The sequence below is a fragment of the Pseudomonas sp. JQ170C genome (assembly GCF_035581345.1).
GTDB lineage: Bacteria > Pseudomonadota > Gammaproteobacteria > Pseudomonadales > Pseudomonadaceae > Aquipseudomonas.
The window spans coordinates 2818125-2836880 of record NZ_CP141608.1; the positions used below are offsets into that span (position 1 = coordinate 2818125).

Annotated in this window: 12 protein-coding genes; 9 read left to right on the forward strand and 3 right to left on the reverse strand. The window is 65.9% G+C overall.

Going from position 1 to position 18756, the window contains the following annotated elements; translation table 11 throughout:
* The first annotated feature begins 7 nt into the window (after positions 1–7).
* The 6 genes from U9R80_RS13055 (at position 8) to U9R80_RS13080 (ending at position 10445) form a co-directional block, all read left to right on the forward strand.
* Positions 8–1963 carry a DUF1302 domain-containing protein gene (locus tag U9R80_RS13055; RefSeq protein WP_301837931.1) on the forward strand — a complete coding sequence of 652 codons (1956 nt, stop codon included), beginning with the start codon at positions 8–10 and terminating at the stop codon, positions 1961–1963.
* Positions 1964–2000: 37 nt separating this feature from the next.
* Entirely contained in the window at positions 2001–3359 is a 1359-nt protein-coding gene (locus U9R80_RS13060) for a DUF1329 domain-containing protein (protein WP_301837930.1), read from the forward strand.
* 67 nt (positions 3360–3426) lie between these two features.
* A complete protein-coding gene (locus tag U9R80_RS13065) occupies positions 3427–4494 on the forward strand; it encodes a WD40/YVTN/BNR-like repeat-containing protein (RefSeq protein ID WP_301837929.1) in 1068 nt (355 codons plus the stop codon).
* Between the two features lie 29 nt (positions 4495–4523).
* A complete protein-coding gene (locus U9R80_RS13070; RefSeq protein ID WP_324805111.1) occupies positions 4524–7016 on the forward strand; it encodes an efflux RND transporter permease subunit in 2493 nt (830 codons plus the stop codon).
* Complete coding sequence (locus U9R80_RS13075) at positions 7009–8787, forward strand: acyl-CoA dehydrogenase C-terminal domain-containing protein (protein WP_301837928.1); 1779 nt, start codon at positions 7009–7011, stop codon at positions 8785–8787. Before U9R80_RS13070 ends, U9R80_RS13075 begins: the two co-directional genes overlap by 8 nt.
* An 11-nt stretch (positions 8788–8798) precedes the next feature.
* Entirely contained in the window at positions 8799–10445 is a 1647-nt protein-coding gene (locus U9R80_RS13080; protein WP_301837927.1) for a fatty acid--CoA ligase, read from the forward strand.
* A 224-nt stretch (positions 10446–10669) separates the two neighbouring features.
* Here U9R80_RS13080 and U9R80_RS13085 read toward each other — a convergent pair whose 3' ends face one another.
* Both U9R80_RS13085 and U9R80_RS13090 read right to left on the reverse strand, forming a co-directional pair.
* Positions 10670–11791, reverse strand: coding sequence for an acyl-CoA dehydrogenase family protein (locus tag U9R80_RS13085; RefSeq protein WP_301837926.1), 1122 nt, complete (start codon positions 11789–11791; stop codon positions 10670–10672).
* Entirely contained in the window at positions 11788–12930 is a 1143-nt protein-coding gene (locus U9R80_RS13090; protein WP_301837925.1) for an acyl-CoA dehydrogenase family protein, read from the reverse strand. The genes U9R80_RS13085 and U9R80_RS13090 overlap by 4 nt, the downstream gene beginning before the upstream one ends.
* 139 nt (positions 12931–13069) lie before the next feature.
* On the opposite strand from U9R80_RS13090, the gene U9R80_RS13095 reads away from it, so the two are divergent.
* Together U9R80_RS13095 and U9R80_RS13100 are read left to right on the forward strand one after the other, a co-directional pair.
* Positions 13070–13855 (forward strand): enoyl-CoA hydratase/isomerase family protein, encoded by a 786-nt coding sequence (locus U9R80_RS13095; protein ID WP_301837924.1) that lies wholly within the window; start codon positions 13070–13072, stop codon positions 13853–13855.
* 11 nt (positions 13856–13866) lie between these two features.
* Complete coding sequence (locus tag U9R80_RS13100) at positions 13867–14505, forward strand: TetR/AcrR family transcriptional regulator (RefSeq protein WP_301837922.1); 639 nt, start codon at positions 13867–13869, stop codon at positions 14503–14505.
* 9 nt (positions 14506–14514) lie between these two features.
* Here the strand turns inward: U9R80_RS13100 and U9R80_RS13105 are convergent, their stop codons facing one another.
* Complete coding sequence (locus tag U9R80_RS13105) at positions 14515–17112, reverse strand: LuxR C-terminal-related transcriptional regulator (protein ID WP_301837921.1); 2598 nt, start codon at positions 17110–17112, stop codon at positions 14515–14517.
* 228 nt (positions 17113–17340) lie between these two features.
* Here U9R80_RS13105 and U9R80_RS13110 point away from each other — a divergent pair, with 228 nt between their 5' ends.
* Entirely contained in the window at positions 17341–18753 is a 1413-nt protein-coding gene (locus U9R80_RS13110) for a coniferyl aldehyde dehydrogenase (RefSeq protein WP_301837920.1), read from the forward strand.
* The last annotated feature ends 3 nt before the right edge of the window (positions 18754–18756 follow it).

Consider the following 18756-nt stretch of genomic DNA (forward strand, 5'->3'; position numbering starts at 1 on the left):
CATCGCAATGTCAAAACATCGCACCCACCGTGCTGTGAAGCCACAGCGCTGTCTGCTGGCCTGCGCCATCAGCCTGCTCGCACTGCCAGGTGCCCAGGCGTTTGAAGTCGATACCGGCAGTGAAGACTGGGCCGTGCGCCTGGACAACACCGTCAAGTACAACTACGGCGTTCGCACTGAAAGCGCCGACAAGCGCATGCTCGCCACGCCGAACAACAACGATGGCGACTACAACTTTCGCAAGGCCGGTACCAACATCACCAACCGGGTAGACCTGCTCACCGAGCTGGACGTGATCTACCAGGGCAATATGGGCTTTCGTGTCAGTGCCGCCAGTTGGTACGACAAGGCCTATGACAACACCGGCTCCAATTCCAACCCGTTCGTCAACGGCAACGGTGACACCTCCGGCATCAACCCGAGCCTCAATGGCCTGCCAGGCACCGGCACGCCACTGGGCAGCCCGCACCTGAGCAACTACGCCCAGCGCTACTACAGCGGCCCGTCCGGCGAAGTGCTCGATGCATTCGTGTTCATGCGCACCGACATCGGCGAGAACTCGCAACTGAGCGGCAAGCTGGGCCAGCACAACCTGTTCTGGGGTGAGACCCTGCTCAACCCGGTGCACTCGCTCAGCTATGGCCAGTCGGGCCTGGACCTGGCCAAGCTCGCGGCCTCGCCCGGCACCGAAGCCAAAGAGTTGTTCGTACCGCGCAATCAGCTGTCCACCTCGTTCCTGGTGAACTCGGAACTGACCGTCGGCGCCCAGTACTTCCTGGACTGGGACGCAGCCCGCTTGCCTGAAGCCGGCACCTACTATGGCGGCTCGGACCTGGTGGGCGAGGGCGCCCAGAGCTTCCTCCTCGGCCATACCGGTACCCCCGGGCTGATCCCGGTGCGAGGGGCATTGACCACCATTCGCCGTGGCCATGACCTGACCCCGGACAAGCGCGGCGACTGGGGCGTAATGGCCAAGTGGTCGCCCGAGTGGCTGGGCGGAACCCTGGGCTTCTACTACCGCAAGACCTCCGAAATCCTCCCCCAGGCCTGGCTCGACGCCCGCGGCCTGACGGTATCGCGCGGCCCGTTCGGCGCGCCGCCCGCCAGCTTCCAGGGCGCGGTCGGCAACCTCTACAACTCGCTGCAAACCCCGACCTATCAGTTCGCCTACGCCGACAACATCGACGTGTATGGCCTGAGCCTGTCCAAGGACGTGGCCGGCGTCAGCGTCGGCAGCGACCTGAACATCCGCCATAACATGCCGCTGGCGAGCATTCCGGCGATTGTCAGTGCACCGGGTACCGGCGGCCTGGGCGGCGGTTTCGGCCTGTTGCCGCCGCGCCTGGCCAGCAGTGGCGTGGTCTACGACGTGCCCGAGGACGGCGACGGCATGGGCGCCACGGGCCAGACCCTGCACTGGACCCTCAACGGCCTGATGACCATCGGCGATACGCCGGTGTTCGACAGCGCCACCCTGCTGGGCGAGCTGTTCTACAGCAACCTGCTCAAGCTCGATGGCCACAACGAGGCCTTGTACAAGGGCAAGAGCAGCTACCGCGGCATCGACAAGCCCACCCGTGACAACTGGGGCATCGCCGTCAACTTCACCCCGACCTGGTACCAGGTGGTACCCGGCGTCGACATGAGCATGCCGCTGTCGATCAACGTGGGCCTGGACGGTGTGTCACCCGTGCAGGGCGGCGGCGCCGAGGACACCGGCAACTACGCCGTGGGCGTCAGCGCCGCGGTGTTCAACCAGTATTTTGTCGACCTCAAGTACGTCGACGGCTTTGGCAAGACCCAGTCGTGCAACAACGGCCAGACCGATGGCACGACTCCCAATGCCCTGGACGGCGAGCAGGACTACACCTGCTACGGCGGCGGGTACGCGTCTTTCTCTGGCGGCGCAGCCACTACCGAAGACCGTGGCGCGCTTTATCTGACCCTTAAGACCACATTCTGAGCCCGTCTTCCACAGACCTAACAGGAAACCAATCATCATGAACTACGTGCACACACTGTTGGCCACGTGCCTGTCGCTGGCTGCCCTCAATACCGCCCAGGCGGCCGTTTCCACCGAACAGGCCGCGCGCCTGGGCACCAGCCTGACCGCCATCGGCGCCGAAAAGGCGGCTAACGCCGACGGCTCGATTCCGGCCTACCAGGGCGGCCTGGTGACCCCACCGGCCAGCTACAAAAGCGGCGAAAGCATGCGCCCCGACCCGTTTGCCGGCGAAAAGCCGCTGCTGGTCATCGACGGCAAGAATGCCGACCAGTACAAGGGCCAGTTGACCGCCACCACCCTTGAACTGCTCAAGCGCTACCCCAGCTTTCGCGTCGACGTCTACCCGACCCACCGCACCGTCGCCTTGCCGCAACCGGTGCTGGACAACACCCGCAAGAACGCCGTCGGTGCGCGCAGCCAGGAGGGCGGCACCGCCGTCGACAACGTGCTGCCGGGCATTCCGTTCCCGATTCCGCAAACCGGCGCCGAAGCCATGTGGAACTTCCTGCTGCGCTACCAGGGCGTGAGCATGACCGCCAAGTACGACTCCTGGAACGTCGACGCCAGTGGCCGGCCAACCCTGTCTACCACCGGCCAGGCCAACATCAGTTACCCAATCTACGAGGACATGAACAAGCTGATCGGCGCCAAGGACACCTACTACCAGATGAAGCTGAGCTACACCGGGCCTGCCCGCCGTGCCGGCGAAGCGATGATGCTGCGCGATGCCGCCAACCCGCTGGTGCAGCCACGCAGCGCCTGGCAGTACCTGCCAGGGCAGCGCCGGGTCAAGCTGGCACCGAACCTTGCCTACGACACGCCCAACCCGGGTACCTCCGGCTCCGGCACCTACGATGACGTGTTCGTCTTCAACGGCGCGCTGGATCGCTACGACTGGACCCTGGTGGGCAAGCAGGAAATGTACGTGCCGTACAACACCTACCAGCTCACCTACCACACCGACGTCAAGCAACTGACCACGCCCAACCACCTGGCGCCGCAGTTCGTGCGCTGGGAGAAACACCGGGTGTGGGTGGTGGAAGGCAAGCTCAAGGACGGCGCCCGCCACATCTACCACAAGCGCCGCTTCTACCTGGACGAAGACAGCTGGATCGCTCTGGCATCGGACCAATACGACGCCCGTGATCAACTGTACCGCGGCTCGTTCGCCTTCCTCAGCCAGAGCTACGACAAGCAGACCCCGGATGCCACGCCCTTCATGATCTACGACCTGATCGGCGGCACCTACAACCTCAACGGCGTGGTCGGTGCCTATGGCGGCATCCGCTACATCGAGCCGCTGTCGCGTACCCAGTGGTCGCCCGAGTCGCTGGCCGGTGCCGGCATTCGTTAAGCCCATGAACGGCCCGGCGTCGATACCCGACGCCGGGCCCCTGGTTGAGCGATCCGGAGGATCGGGTATGTATTGTTTGAAGCGATGGACCACGCTGATGGTGGCGTTGCTGGCCCTGCACGGCACGGCCCAGGCAGCCACTTATGTAGACGTGCTGGACCTGCCGGCCATGCCCAGTGCCCTGGCCAGCAACAGCGCCTTGCGCGATGTGACCACGGCCGGGGCACGGCTGGTGGCGGTAGGACCGCGCGGGCACATTCTGTATTCCGATGACCTGGGCAGCCGCTGGCAACAAGCGCGGGTGCCGGTCAGTGCCGACCTCAATGCCGTCACGTTCCCGACCCCGGAGCTGGGTTGGGCAGTGGGCAATGACGGGGTGATCCTGCACAGCCGCGATGGCGGCCTGAGCTGGCAAAAGCAGTTGGACGGACGAGTGCTGGGCGAGCAGGTCGTAGCCTGGTACCGCGCCCAGGCCCAGGCCGCGCCGGCTGACGAACGCTGGACAACCTGGGTGGCGGAAGGCGAGCGGCTGGTGGCCGAAGGCGCCGACAAGCCGCTGCTGGACGTGTGGTTTCGCGATGCCGACAACGGCTTTGCCGTCGGCGTGTTCAACCTGCTGCTGCACACCACCGATGGCGGCCAGCACTGGACGCCGTGGCTTGATCGCACCGACAACCCGCAAGCCTTGCACCTGACCAGCCTGAATGAAGTCGACAACACGCTGTACATCACCGGCGAGCAGGGCCTGCTGCTCAAGCTCGGCGCCGATGGCCAGCACTTCGAGCGCCTGGTCACTCCTTACGCCGGCACCTACTTTGGCGCGCTTGGCAAACCGGGCGTGCTGCTGGCCTACGGCCTGCGCGGGCATGTGTACCGCAGCAACGATGGCGGTCAGCAGTGGCAAGCGGTGCCCACCGGATTGTCCACCAGCATTACCGCCGCCGGCCTGGACCGTGCCGGGCAACTGTGGCTGTCGAGCCAGGCCGGTGACGTACTGGTCAGCCGTGATGACGGCGCAAGCTTTACGCCGGTGACGCAAACGGCCCGTACCCCGGTCAGCGGGGCGACCTTCGATGCCGCGTCCGACCTGGTACTGGTAGGCGACCGTGGTGTGCGCACCCTGGCCCACGAATAACGCTGCAGCCATAACAAGAGAACAACCTGATGGCCAACATCCAACAAGACACCCTGCCGGTGATCCGCAACCTCAGCGACTTCGATGCACGCTCCGGCAACCTGCTCGAACGCCTGGTGTTCAACCATCGGCTGCCGTTCGTGGTGTGCATGCTGCTGGTTACCCTGGTGCTGGGCTTCATGGCCCTGACGCGCCTGGAGTTGCGCCCAAGCTTCGAGAAGATGATTCCCCAGAGTCATCCCTATATTCAGAACTACCTGAACAACCGTGAGTCGCTGCGCGGCCTGGGCAACTCGCTGCGCATCGTGGTGGAGAACACCCAGGGCGATATTTTCGACCCGGCTTACCTGCAGACCCTGCGCCATATCAACGACGAGCTGTTCCTCGCCCAGGGCGTGGACCGCGCCTGGATGAAGTCGCTGTGGAGCCCGGCGGTGCGCTGGACCGAAGTCACCGAAGAGGGCTTCCAGGGCGGGCCGGTGATGCCCGACAGCTACCAGGGCTCGCCCGAGGATATCCAGCAACTGCGCCAGAACATCGAGCGCGCCAACATTGTCGGCAGCCTGGTGGCCCGCGATTTCAAGTCGAGCATGCTCATCGTGCCGCTGTTCGACCGCGACTCGGCCACCGGCCGCGGCATCGACTACCACGCGTTTTCGCAAAAGCTTGAACAGCTGCGCAGCCAGTACGAAGCCATCGGTGCCGAAAACGGCGAGGGCCACTACAAGATCCATGTGATCGGCTTTGCCAAGCTGATGGGCGACCTGATCGACGGGCTGATCCAGGTCATGCTGTTCTTCGCCCTGGCCGTGGTGACCACCCTGGTGATCATCTACCTCTATACCCGCTGCGTGCGCAGCACCTTGCTGGTGGTGGTGTGCTCGCTGACCGCCGTGGTGTGGCAGTTGGGCATCGTCGCCTGGCTGGGGTATGCCATTGACCCGTATTCGATCCTGGTGCCGTTCCTGATCTTCGCCATTGGCGTGTCCCACGCCGCGCAGAAAATGAACGGCATCATGCAGGACATCGGCCGTGGCACCCACCGCCAGATCGCCGCGCGCTACACCTTCCGCCGCCTGTTCGTGGCCGGTGTCACGGCGCTGCTGGCCGACGCCGTGGGCTTTGCCGTGCTGATGCTGATCGACATCCCGGTGATCCAGGACCTGGCCGTGACCGCCAGCATCGGCGTCGCGGTGCTGATCTTTACCTCGCTGCTGCTGATGCCGGTGGCGCTGTCGTACATCGGTGTCGGTCGCAAGGCGGCCGAGCGGGCGCTGCGCATCGACTCGCGGGCGGCCGACCATCGCGGCTTCGGCAAGCTCTGGGACCTGCTCGACCGCTTTACCACACGCAAATGGGCCACCGCCGCCGTGGTGATCGCCGCGCTGATGGGGGCAGGGGGCTTCTGGGTCAGCCTGCAACTGAAGATCGGCGACCTCGACAGCGGCGCCCCCGAGCTGCATGCCGACTCGCGCTACAACCGCGACAACGCCTACATCACCGGGCACTACGCGCTGTCCAGCGACACCTTCGCGGTGATGATCAAGACCGCCCCCGAAGGCTGCCTGCGCTACCAGACCCTGGTACTGGCCGACCGCCTGGCCTGGGAGCTGCAACAGTACCCGGGGGTGCAGACCACCCTGTCGCTGACCAACGCGGTGCGCCAGATCACCGCCGGCACCTACGAGGGCAACCCCAAGCTCAACAGCATCCAGCGCAACCAGGACGTGCTCAACTACGCGGCGCAGCAGGCCTCGGTCAATGCCCCGGAGCTGTTCAACAACGATTGCTCGCTGATGCCGGTGATCGCCTACCTCAAGGACCACAAGGCCGACACCCTCAATGAAGTGGTGGCCATTGCCGAGCGCTTCGCCCAGGCCAACAGCAGCGACGACCGTCAATTCCTGCTGGCCGCCGGCAGCGCCGGTATCGAGGCCGCCACCAACATCGTGGTGCACGAGGCCAACCGCACCATGCTGTTGCTGGTGTACCTGGCCGTCACGGTGTTCTGCCTGATCACCTTCCGCAGCTGGCGCGCCACCCTGGTGGCGGTACTGCCACTGATGCTCACCTCGGTGCTGTGTGAAGCGCTGATGGTGATGATGGGCATCGGCGTGAAAGTCGCCACCTTGCCGGTGATCGCCCTGGGCGTGGGCATTGGCGTGGACTACGCCTTGTACCTGCTCAGTGTGCAGCTGCATTACCAGCGCAAGGGCATGTCGCTGTCCCAGGCCTATGAAAACGCCGTGGCCTTCACCGGCCGGGTCGTGGGCCTGGTCGGTATCACCCTGGCCGCCGGTGTGGTGGGCTGGGCCTGGTCGCCGATCAAGTTCCAGGCCGACATGGGCATCCTGCTGACCTTCATGTTCCTGTGGAACATGCTCGGCGCGCTGATCCTGATCCCGGCGCTGTCGTATTTCCTCTTGCCCGACCACAAGGCCCGGGCCACTGCCGCAAGCCCCGCACCTGCCAAGGGGCAGCCTCTAACCACTAAAGCAGTCGAGTGTTCGCAACATGTCTGATTACCGTCCACCTTTGCGCGACATGGAATTTCTGTTCAACGAAGTTTTCGACATCCCGTCCCAGTGGGCGCAGATGCCGGCCCTGGCCGAGCAGATAGATGCCGACACCGCCCGGGCGGTGCTGGAGCAGGCGGGCAAGGTCATTGCCCAGGTGGTGGCGCCGCTCAACCGCAGTGGCGATGAGCAGGGCTGCCGCTTCGACGCCGGGCAGGTGACTACCCCCGACGGTTTTGTCCAGGCCTACCGTACCTACGCCGCCGATGGCTGGGTGGGTGTGGCCGGCGCGCCGGAATTCGGCGGCATGGGCATGCCCAAGGTGATCGGCGCCCAGGTCGAAGAGATGCTCAACGCCGCGAACCTGTCGTTTGCCCTGTACCCGATGCTCACTGCGGGCGCCTGCCTGTCGCTGCTCAACCATGCCAGTGAAGCGCTCAAGGCCCGCTACCTGCCGGCCATGTACGAAGGGCGCTGGACCGGCTCCATGTGCCTGACCGAGCCACACGCCGGCACCGACCTGGGGCTGATCCGTACCCGCGCCGAACCCCAGGCCGATGGCAGCTACCGGGTCAGCGGCACGAAGATCTTCATCACCGGCGGCGAGCAGGACCTGAGCGAGAACATCATTCACCTGGTGCTGGCCAAGCTGCCCGATGCGCCCGCCGGGGCCAAGGGCATCTCACTGTTCCTGGTGCCCAAGGTGATGGTCGGCGACGACGGCGCGCTGGGCGAGGCCAACGCGGTGAGCTGCGGCTCCATCGAACACAAGATGGGCATCAAGGCCTCGGCCACCTGCGTGATGAACTTCGACGGCGCCACCGGCTACCTGGTCGGCGAGCTGAACAAGGGCCTCAACGCCATGTTCACCATGATGAACTACGAGCGCCTGGGCGTCGGCATCCAGGGCCTGGCCCTGGGCGAACGCTCGTACCAGAACGCCATCGAGTATGCCCGCGAGCGCCTGCAGAGCCGCGCGCCCACCGGCCCGCAAGCGACCGAGCAGGCGGCCGACCCGATCATCGTGCACCCGGACGTGCGCCGCATGCTGCTGACCATGAAGGCGCTGAACGAAGGCGGGCGAGCGTTTTCCACCTACGTGGCGCAGCAACTGGACCTGGCCAAGTACAGCGAAGCCGCCGAGGCGCGTCGCCAGGCCGAAGCCCAGGTGGCGTTGCTGACACCCGTGGCCAAGGCGTTCCTGACCGACATGGGCCTGGAAACCACCGTGCATGGCCAGCAGGTGTTCGGCGGCCACGGCTACATTCGCGAATGGGGCCAGGAGCAGTTGATCCGCGACTGCCGCATCACCCAGATCTACGAAGGCACCAACGGCATCCAGGCCCTGGACCTGATGGGGCGCAAGCTGGTGGCCGATGGCGGCCGAACCTATGCGCTGCTGTCCGAGCAGATCAAGGCTTACGCCGCCGGGCTGCCAGCGTCGCGTGCAGAGTTCAGCGCGCCGCTGCTGGCCGCCGTGGCCAACCTGGACGAATTGACCGCCTGGGTGCTTGACCGCGCTCAGGGCGAGCCGAGGGAAATCGGCGCGGCGGCCGTCGAGTACCTGCACGTGCTGGGCTACACCCTGTATGCCTGGTTCTGGGCACAAATGGCCGACGTGGCCCTGGCCAAGCAGGAGCAGGGCGCCTACTACCAGAGCAAGCTGGGCACCGCGCGCTTCTACTTTGCCCGTCTGTTGCCGCGCATCCACTCCCTGAGCGCCAGCGTCAAGGCCGGCAGCCACAGCCTGTACCTGCTCGACGCCGAGCAACTGTGAAGGACACGCACATGATCAACACCCGCGTCATACCGCCAGCCCCCGGGGCCTATAGCTACCCGTTACTGATCAAGCGCCTGCTGCTGTCGGGCGTGCGCTACCAGCCCGGCCAGGAAATCGTCTACGCCGACAAGCTGCGCTACACCTACACCACCCTGAACGAGCGCATCCAGCGCCTGGCCAATGTCCTGACCGAGGCCGGGGTCAAGCCCGGCGACACCGTGGCCTTGCTCGACTGGGACAGCCATCGCGCCCTGGAGTGCTTCTTTGCCGTGCCGATGCTGGGCGCGGTGCTGCACACCGTGAACGTGCGGCTGTCGGCGGAACAGATCCGCTACACCATGAACCACGCCGAAGACCGCCTGGTGCTGGTACATGACGACTTCCTGCCGCTGATGGAGCAGATCAAGGGCGAGCTGAACACGGTCGAACGCTTTATCCGCTTGAGTGACGGCGGCACCTGCACCGCCGACCTGCCCGTACTGGGCGAGTACGAGGCGTTGCTGGCCGATGCCCCTGTCGGGTACGAATTCCCTGACTTCGACGAAAACTCACTGGCGACCCTGTTCTACACCACCGGCACCACCGGCAACCCCAAAGGGGTGTACTTCACCCACCGGCAACTGGTGCTGCACACCCTCAACGAACTGGGCACCTTCGCCGCCTGCGCAGCGGAGCCGTTGCTGCGTTCGGGCGATGTGTACATGCCGATCACCCCGATGTTCCATGTGCATGCCTGGGGCGTGCCTTACGTCGCCACGGCGTTGGGGATCAAGCAGGTGTACCCCGGCCGCTACGAGCCTAACCAGCTGGTGCGCCTGTTCCGAGAAGAGCAGGTGACCTTCTCCCACTGCGTGCCGACCCTGCTGCAAATGATGCTCGACTGCGAGGAAGGCCGGCGCACCGACCTGGTCGGCTGGAAAATGCTCCTGGGCGGCAGCGCCCTGACCCAGGGCCTGGCGGCGCGCGCCAATGCCCGGGGCATCCGGGTGCACTGTGGCTACGGCATGTCCGAGAGCTGCCCGCTGCTGAGCCTGACCTGCCTGAGCGCGGAAGACCTTGCGCTGTCCATGGAGCAGCAACTGCCCCTGCGCATCAACGCCGGCGTGCCGGTGCCCCTGGTCGACCTGCGCATCGTCGACGGCCAGGGCAAGGACGTTGCCCATGACGGCGAAAGCCTGGGCGAAATCGTCGTACGTGCGCCCTGGCTGACCCAGGGCTACCTCAATGCACCGGAGCAGGGCGCCGAGCTTTGGGCCGGTGGCTGGATGCACACGGGTGACATGGCCTGCATCAACGATCGTGGCGTGGTGCAGATTCGCGACCGGATCAAGGACGTGATCAAGACCGGTGGCGAATGGATCAGCTCGGTGGAGCTGGAAAGCCTGATCAGCCAGCACCGCGATGTCGACGCCGTAGCCGTCGTCGGCATTGCCGACGCGCAATGGGGCGAACAACCCTTGGCGCTGGTGGTGTGCGTGGCCGGAGCGCGGATGGAGCAACCGGACCTGGCGCGGCACCTGCAGCAGTTCGTCGACAGCGGCCGCCTGAACAAATGGGCGATACCCCGCCAGGTACGTTTTGTGAGCGAGATACCCAAGACCAGCGTGGGCAAGATCAACAAGAAATTGATCCGCGAACAACTTGGCACCGTGTAGCCGCTGATGCTGTGTAAGCGTAATCACGACCGCTACGCGGCCGATCGCAGGCTGTCGCCAGCGGCTACGGGTCTGGCTTGCAACCGTAGCCGCTGCCGAGGTACGAGGCTGCGATCGACTGCGCAGCAGTCGCCATGGTGTCAGGCATATCGCATCGCGGGGCAAGCCCGCTCCTACCTACCCGGTAGGAGCGGGCTTGCCCCGCGAGAGGGCGGCCTTGTCGCTCAGAGCGTACGCGCCGTCAACCCCGCCCAGAACCCTTCGCTGCCCGCCGCAATCGCCGCCTGGCCCAGTACCTGGGCCCAGTGCGCATCGCTGCCGAATTCATCGCGCCACGACCACAAGCGGCGGGTCGCGAAGTGGAGGCGGTGCTCCTGGGTAAAGCCAATGGCACCATGCACCTGGTGCGCCACCGAGGTCGCTAGGCTGGCGGCTTCGCCCGCGCATACCTTGGCCACGGCCACATCGAACGCCAGGCTGCTGGTGCTGCCAGGCTCGGCCTGCATGACCTGGCTGGCGCTGTACAGGGCCACTTCGGTGGCGGTACGGGCCGCGCTGATGGCGCCGGCCATGTGTGCCAGTTGCTGCTGGATGGCCTGGAAGGCGCCGATGGCCTTGCCGAACTGCACCCGCTCGTTGGCGTACGCCACCGCCTGGTCGAGGCACGACTCCAGCGCGCCGACCAACATGCACGCGCGCACCAGGGCGCCGAACACCCACACCGGCTGGCGCACATCGGCCAGTTGCAAGCTACCCAGCGCATCCACGGGCGCCGCGCTGAACTGCAGCGCATCGCGTTCCTCACCGGCAAAGTTGCTGCCCGCTTCGACGCTGACCTGGGCCTGCCGCAGATCCACCAGGGCAACACGCCCATTGTCGTCGGCCACTGCCGCCCAGCGGCAACTGCGCGCCCACGGCACATTGGCACAGCGGCCATTGAGCACCCCGGCTGCGGTCAGTTCCAGCTCCGTCGCGGCACCGGCCTGCAGCACCGTCAGGGCACCCTCGGGCACCTCGATACCGGCCCGGGACAACAGCAGCCCGGCCAGCAGGGTTTCGTTCAGCGGCACCGGTGCCTGCCAGTAACCCACGCCCCGCAGCACCGGGCTGACATCGAGCCAGGTGGCGGCGTTGTCGTCGGATACCGGTGCCACCAGGGCCTGGGGCAAGCCGTGCTCGACCAGCTGTCGCCAGAGCACATGAGCCGGCACACCGGCATCGAATTGCGACAGCACCTGGGGTGTCACGTGGTCGTTGAACAGACGCTCGACGCTGTCGGCGATCAGTCGTTGCAGTGACGAAGGCGCGCTGTCGTGCCCTTCGTTGTGATGGAGTGCCTGGTTCATCGCAGTCCTAATCCTCTGGCAATGATTCCACGAAGAATTTCGCGTGTGCCGCCGCGCAGGGAAAACGACGGGGCAGTCTGGGTCAGGTAGCGCATTACCTGGTCGAGTCGGGAGCCGGGCGTGCGCGTATCGCCGAACAGTGTGTGGGCAAGGTCGGGCATGGCCTGTTCGAGCAGCGCGCCCTGGTCCTTGACCAGCGCCGCCGGGGTTGCCGGGTTCTCGCCCCGGGCAAGCATCCCGGCGACCCCCAGCGACATTTGCCGCAAGGCGGCATAGCGCGCTGCCACGCGGCCCAGGCTCACGGTATGGTGCGGGTTGCCGGCGTCGGCGGCGTCGAGCATTTCCAGGTACAGCTGGGTGCAGCTGAGGTAGCGTTCCGGGCCGCTGCGTTCCAGGGCCAGCTCAGCGCCGACCTGCTTCCAGCCATCGCCGGGCTGGCCGATGAGAAAATCGTCGGCAACGAAGACATCCTCCAGGAACACCTCGTTGAAATCATGCTCGCCAAGCATGTTGTGGATCGGGCGCACGGTGACGCCGGGGGCTTTCAGGTCGATCAGCAATTGCGACAGGCCGCCATGACGATTGCCGGGCTCCTTGGGCCCGGTACGCAGCAGGGTGACCATGTAGTCGCAGCGCTGGGCGCCGGTGGTCCACACCTTGCTGCCGTTGACGACCCAGCCGCCCTCGGTCTTCACCGCACGGGTGCGCACCGAGGCGAGGTCGGAGCCGACATCCGGTTCGCTCATGCCGATGCAGAACAGCAGCTCACCCCGGGCAATGGCCGGCAGCAGGCGCGGGGCGAGCACCTCAGGGGAAAACTTCATCAGCAACGGGCCCGACTGACGCTCGGCAATCCAGTGGGCGTTGACCGGGGCGCCGGCCGCCAGCAGCTCTTCCAGCACCACATAGCGCTCCAGCGCACTGCGCTCATGGCCGCCGTAGCGCTTGGGCCAGGTCATGCCCAGCCAGCCGCGCTCGCCGAGCTGGCGGCTGAAGGCGCTGTCGGCCCCGTTCCAGTTTTTGGCCCGCTCGGCGGCGGGAAGGTCTTTGAGGGCCTGGGCAAGAAAGCGGCGGACCTCGACGCGCAAGGCCTCGGCCTTGGCGTCCAGGTGACAGGGTCGAATATCGAGTGCCTGCATAACAATGTGCTCATGTGATTGAAGGGGCAGGGCTCTTGTTTTTAACTTGCTGAACGCCCAACAAGTAAATACGCTAGCAGCATCCCGGGCCGTGAAGCAATAGCCGCCCACTTACCCCCTGTGATCTTTTGGAGCCTGCATGTCGATCCCGAGCACGTTTACTCCAGGCCGCGGCCTGACCCTGGAACTTCAAGGGCATGTCGCCACCTTGAGCTTCAGCCGCCCGCCGCTGAATTTCTTCGATGCCGAGCTGATCAACGACCTGGCCGAGACCCTGGACTACCTCGATCAGTTGCCCGCCTGCCGGGTGACGGTACTGGTGGCTGAAGGCAAGGTGTTCTGCGCCGGGGCCGATTTTTCCGGGGCCGACCAGCGCGACCCGCAGTACCCGCGGCGGGTCTACAAGTCGGCGGTGCGCCTGTTTCGTACCCGCAAGCCGCTGATCTGTGTCGTCGAGGGGGCCGCGATAGGCGGCGGCCTGGGCCTGGCGCTGGTCGCCGATTTTCGCGTTACCAGCGAAAAAGCGCGCCTTTCGGCCAACTTCAACCGCCTGGGGATTCATCAAGGCTTCGGCATTTCGGTTACCATGCCGCGCCTGGTGGGCCCGCAGATGGCCGCCTTGCTGATTGCCACTGGCCGCCGTATCGATGGCCGCGAGGCCGTGCGTATCGGCCTTGCCGATGTGCTGGCCGAGCCCGGCCAGGAGCGTCAGGCGGCCCGGGCCCTGGCCGAGGAAATTGCCGCCAGCGCGCCCCGCGCGGTGATGTCCAGCCGCGAGACGTTGCGCATGGGCCTGGCCGACGCCGTCGACACGGTCATCGACCGCGAGGCCAGCGAGCAGGAGTGGCAGATCGTCAGCGCCGACTTTGCCGAGGGCACCCGCGCCATGGCCGAGCGGCGCCAACCCGTCTTTACAGGTGACTAAGGAACGACCCGATGGAACCGGCAGAAAAAACACTCCACGGCGGTTCGCGCCGCACCCAGGCCGAGCGTCGAGGCGAGGCTGAACAGCGCTTGTTGCAGGCGGCGCGGCAGATTGTTGCGCGCAAGGGCTGGGTCGGCATGACCCTGTCCGAGGTCGGCGAGGAGGCGGGCTACAGCCGGGGCCTGGCGACTCACCATTTTGGCAGCAAGGCCGGGCTGCTGCGGGCCCTGGCGGCGTACGTCAACAGCAACTTCATGAGCCTGGTGCAGGTCGAGGCGCCCAAGTGGCGCCCTGGCCTGGATGCGCTCAAGGGCTTTGTCAGTGTTTACCTGGGGCGCAACGACAGCGACTGGGTCAACAGCCGCGCGCTGTTGTCGCTGATGGCCGAGGCAGTCACCCAGGATTCGGAAACCGCGCCGATCCTGGCGCAGTACAACCGCACGGTGCAGCAGCACCTGGCCGATTGCATCGAGGCGGGCATTGCCAACGGCGAGATCCGCGCCGATGTGCAGCCCCAGGCCAGCGCCGTGCTGATCCTGGGCACCTTGCGCGGTTCGATGCTGCAGTACCTGCTTGACCCCAGCGGCATCGACCTGGCGGCGTTGCACCGCCAGTTGCTCGATCTGATCGACGCGGCGCTGGCGGCCTGAGCCGGCGCCTCAGTCGAGCAGGCCCTGGGTCCTGGCAATCGACACCGCTTCGGTGCGCCCACCGGCGCCGAGCTTGGTGTTGATCTTGCGCAAATGCGACTTCACCGTCAGCTCGGACAAAAACATCTTCTCGGCGATTTCGCGGTTGCGATACCCCAGGGCCAGCATGCGCAGCACCTGCAGCTCGCGGTTGGACAACGCATTGGCCGGGATGTCCTGAGCCTTGGCCTCCTGCGCCGGGCTGCTGTGGCAGCGCTGCAGTAAATGGGCGACGAAGCGCGGTTCGATACCCAGGGCGCTCTCCTGGCCGTGGAAGGTCACCGACCAGCGCTCCAGCAACGCCGCCAGCGGTGCCCCCTCATCCAGGAAGGTACGAATGAAGCCGACCGGGCTGGCGATGCCCAGGGCCAGGGTCAGTTGCTCCAGCGCCTGCTTGGGTTGCCTGCAGGCCTCGAGGGCCATGGCCAGCAGCAGGCGCAGCTTCAGGGCACGGCGGTGTTGGTGAAGTGCCAGGGCCTGGTTCATGGCCTGCAGCAGGTCATCCGGGTCGACAGCACCCTGGGCAATCGCCAGGCGCTGGCGGGCAATGTAGGGGGTGTCGACATCGTTGGCGGTCAGCAGAATGCCCGGCCGGTCCCAGTCATTGTGTTGCTCGGCCGAACGCATGGCATGGTCGGCGGTGTCCAGGCGGTTTTCCAGGGTGGCCACCCGCGCCCGTTCCAGCCAGCTGGAACACAGGATGCGCGACGAGCCCGACACCCGGCCCAGCTGATCAAGCTCGGCCAGGTAGCGCATCCAGCCCTGGCGATCGCCATGAAGGTAGGTGATGCGCGCCAGCAGCACGTGGGTGGTGATCAGTGAGTCGGGGGCGGCATGTTCGCGGGCATAGGGCAGCAGCTCGGTGAGCCGGTGCTGCGCCTGCTCCAGTGCATCGGATTCGTACATCACCAGGCACAGTGCGGTCTGCAGCACCGGGAAGCCCACCGGCGGTGTGCCGGTCAGGGTCTCGCGGCTGCGCCGGTTGGCGGCGAGCAAGCGGCTCATGCCGCTGTCCAGTTGGCCCTGGGTGATGTCCAGCAGCGCTTCCAGGCTGTCGGTGACATCGCGCAGGTAAGGCGACTCGCTCTGCACCTGGCGCAAGCGGTCGCTGCCCAGCAACTGCCGGGCTTCGTCGTAGCGACCGCTGTAGTACAGGCACGTGGCGCGCACGTAGGCGGTCACCCGGTAGGGCGATCTGCTGTCGTCCGCCAGGCGCGGCAGCAGGTCCTCGCTGCTGCGCAGCGCTTCGTCGACGCGGTCGTTGATCAACAGCAGCAGGCAGTGCAGGTGATGCTGCAGGCCCGCCAGCGTCGGGCTTTGCATCACCTGTAGCGCCTCCTTGTAGCGCCGCGCGTGGATCAGTGCCCAGGCATAGGCCACGCCCAGGCCCGGATGCAACTCGCGCACCGACTCGGGGATGCGCGACAGCCAGCGCATCATCAGGCTGGCATGGCCGTTTTCCACCAGGCGATCAACCTGCGACACCAGCTGGCTGGCCGCCTCGTCGATGGCATTGGCGGCGAACAGATGCTCCAGGGCCTCTTCGCTATGGTCGGCGGCGGTGTACCACTGGGCGGCCGCGCGGTTCAGCTGCGCGACCCAGTCCGGGTGGCGCCGTGCCAGGCTGTGGCGCAGGAAGTCGGCAAACAGGCTGTGGTAGCGGAACTGCTGGCGTTGTTCATCGGTGGCAGTGATGAACAGGTTGGCCTGTTCCAGGGCCTGGATCATCGCCGCGCTGTCGGTGCGCCCGGTGACCGCGTCGCACAGGGCTGGGCAGAACTGCGTCAGTACGCAGGTCTGCAGCACAAATCGCTGGCTCGGCTCGTCAAGCCTGGCCAGGACATCCTCGGCCAGGTACTCGCTCAACGCCGGCGTGGCGCCGCTGAAGGCGTTGATGAATGCCGGCGGGTCGTCATGGCGCTTGAGCGACAAGGTGGCCAGGTACAGCCCAGTCAGCCAGCCTTCGGTGCCGTGGTAGAGGCGGGCGATGTCATCCTGGGTGAGCGTCAGCTGATGGCACTGGCGCAGGTAGTGGCTGGTTTCGTCGAGGCTCAGGCGCAGGCCTTCGCTGTCCACTTCATGCAGTTGGCCCAGGGCGCGCAAGCGACCGAGATTGAGCGCGGGCAGGGTGCGGCTGGCGAGGCCCAGGGTGGCCTGGGCGGGCAAGGCCTTGAGCAGTTGCTGGATGAACGCCAGCGCGTCGGGGTGGGTGATGATCTCGAATTCGTCGCACAGCAGGGCGAAGGTTTCGCTGCACCCGGCAAGCTGTTCGAGCAGCCATTGCGGCAGCTGCCCGAAGGCGGGGGCGTCGGCGCTGATGATGCCCCGCTCCCGGAGCCCGCTGAACAGCGTGGCGGCCAGTTGCCGGGGATCGTTGTCGGCAGGGTCCAGGTTGCACCACAACACCCGCCGGCCCTGTTCCAGGCACTGCGCCTGGTAGTGCGCCAGCAGAGTGGTCTTGCCGGCACCGGCACAGGCGCTGATCAACAGCAGGCGCAGCCCGGGGTGGTGCTCGCCGGGGGGGAGCAGTGCGCTACGGTCCAGCAATCCGGGGAGGGTGGCTGGCACCAGGAATTTTCCTGGGCGTACAGGCGGGGCTACTCCCTGCTCTGGTCCGTTGGAACTACGCAAGAAACCTTCCATGCATCCTACCTTTGGTTGTCGTCGGGTGGTCCCGTCCTTCTTAGTATCGGCTCACTGGAATACCGCTCCAATCGTGGCACGTGCCCTGAGTGTAACGGCCTGCCGGCCGATTGGAAGCTCCCCAACAGCCACTTGAAAGGAAGACCCAACCACATGAGTGCCAATGAAAACCTGCGGGGTGCCGAAGTGCGTGTCGTGCTGGAGAAGCAACGTGCGGCGTGGCTGGCCAGTGCGCCCTGGACCGCCGAGCAGCGCTGCGAGCTGATCGACCGCGCCATCGGCCTGCTGGTGGATTATCAGGACGATATCGTCGCGGCCCTGGCCGCCGACTTCGGTCATCGCAGCGCTGACTTCTCGCGCCTGTTCGACGTGCTCAGCCCCTTGGCGTCGATGAAGTACACCAAGAGCCAGGTCGCCACCTGGATGCGCGACGAACCCCGCCATACCGACCGCGGCGAAGCCTGGGTGCGCTACCAGCCATTGGGCGTAGTGGGCATCCTCACCGCCTGGAACTTCCCCGGCAACATGATCTTCAACGGCCTGGCCGGCGCCCTGGCAGCCGGTAACCGGGTGATGATCAAACTGTCGGAGTTCAACCCGCACACCAGCGCGCTGATCGCGCGCATCTTCCCCACGGTGTTTGCCGACGATGAAGTGGCCATCGTCACCGGCGGCGCCGAGGTCGGCCAGGCCTTCTGTGCATTGCCGTTCGACCACCTGCTGTTCACCGGCGCCAGCAGCATCGGCAAGCACGTCATGCGCGCGGCCGCCGAGAACCTGGTACCGGTGACCCTGGAGCTGGGCGGCAAGTCGCCGACCATCATTTCGCGCTCTGCCGACCTGGCGGCGGCGGTGAGCAAGATCATCACCGGCAAGCTGCACAACGCCGGGCAGATCTGCCTGGCCCCGGACTACGTGTTCGTGCCCGAAGAGCACATGGCCGAATTCATCAGCCTGGCCAAGGCGACGGTGGCCAAGCTGTACCCGACCCTCAAGGACAACCCCGACTACACCTCGGTGATCAACGCCCGTCACTTCGAGCGCCTGCACGACTACCTGGCGCAAGCGCGCGACGCCGGCGTACACACCGTCGAGCTGAACCCGGCCAATGAAGACTTCAGCGGCCAGCCCCACCACAAGATCGCCCCGACCTTGCTGCTCAACCCCGATGACAGCCTCAAGGTCATGCAGGACGAGATCTTCGGCCCACTGTTGCCGGTCAAGCCGTACAGCGACATCCAGGCGGTGGTGGCCTACATCAACAGCCATCCGCGTCCGTTGGGCCTGTACTACTTCGGCAGCCACGCCGAAGAGGAAGCCTTCGTGCTCGAGCGCACCACCTCCGGCGGCGTGTGCGTGAACGATGTGCTGCGCCATGGCGGCGTCGAGACCCTGCCGTTCGGCGGTGTCGGTGCCAGCGGCATGGGTGCCTACCACGGCTTCGATGGCTTTCGCACCTTCAGCCACGCCCGGGCCGTGCTGCGCGCAGCCGATGGCCCTGACCTGATGCGCCCGCCCTACAGCGACCCGGTCCGCCAGCTGGTGGGGTCGCTGATCAAGCGCTGAACC

What these genes read in the sequence shown, in the direction of transcription:
- U9R80_RS13100 (WP_301837922.1), top strand. Translation starts at nt 13,867, where the DNA reads ATGGAACCGGCAGAAAAAACACTCCACGGCGGTTCGCGCCGCACCCAG.
- U9R80_RS13055 (WP_301837931.1), top strand. Translation starts at nt 8, where the DNA reads ATGTCAAAACATCGCACCCACCGTGCTGTGAAGCCACAGCGCTGTCTG.
- U9R80_RS13095 (WP_301837924.1), top strand. Translation starts at nt 13,070, where the DNA reads ATGTCGATCCCGAGCACGTTTACTCCAGGCCGCGGCCTGACCCTGGAA.
- U9R80_RS13070 (WP_324805111.1), top strand. Translation starts at nt 4,524, where the DNA reads ATGGCCAACATCCAACAAGACACCCTGCCGGTGATCCGCAACCTCAGC.
- U9R80_RS13060 (WP_301837930.1), top strand. Translation starts at nt 2,001, where the DNA reads ATGAACTACGTGCACACACTGTTGGCCACGTGCCTGTCGCTGGCTGCC.
- U9R80_RS13080 (WP_301837927.1), top strand. Translation starts at nt 8,799, where the DNA reads ATGATCAACACCCGCGTCATACCGCCAGCCCCCGGGGCCTATAGCTAC.
- U9R80_RS13090 (WP_301837925.1), bottom strand. Translation starts at nt 12,930, where the DNA reads ATGCAGGCACTCGATATTCGACCCTGTCACCTGGACGCCAAGGCCGAG.
- U9R80_RS13085 (WP_301837926.1), bottom strand. Translation starts at nt 11,791, where the DNA reads ATGAACCAGGCACTCCATCACAACGAAGGGCACGACAGCGCGCCTTCG.
- U9R80_RS13065 (WP_301837929.1), top strand. Translation starts at nt 3,427, where the DNA reads ATGTATTGTTTGAAGCGATGGACCACGCTGATGGTGGCGTTGCTGGCC.
- U9R80_RS13075 (WP_301837928.1), top strand. Translation starts at nt 7,009, where the DNA reads ATGTCTGATTACCGTCCACCTTTGCGCGACATGGAATTTCTGTTCAAC.
- U9R80_RS13110 (WP_301837920.1), top strand. Translation starts at nt 17,341, where the DNA reads ATGAGTGCCAATGAAAACCTGCGGGGTGCCGAAGTGCGTGTCGTGCTG.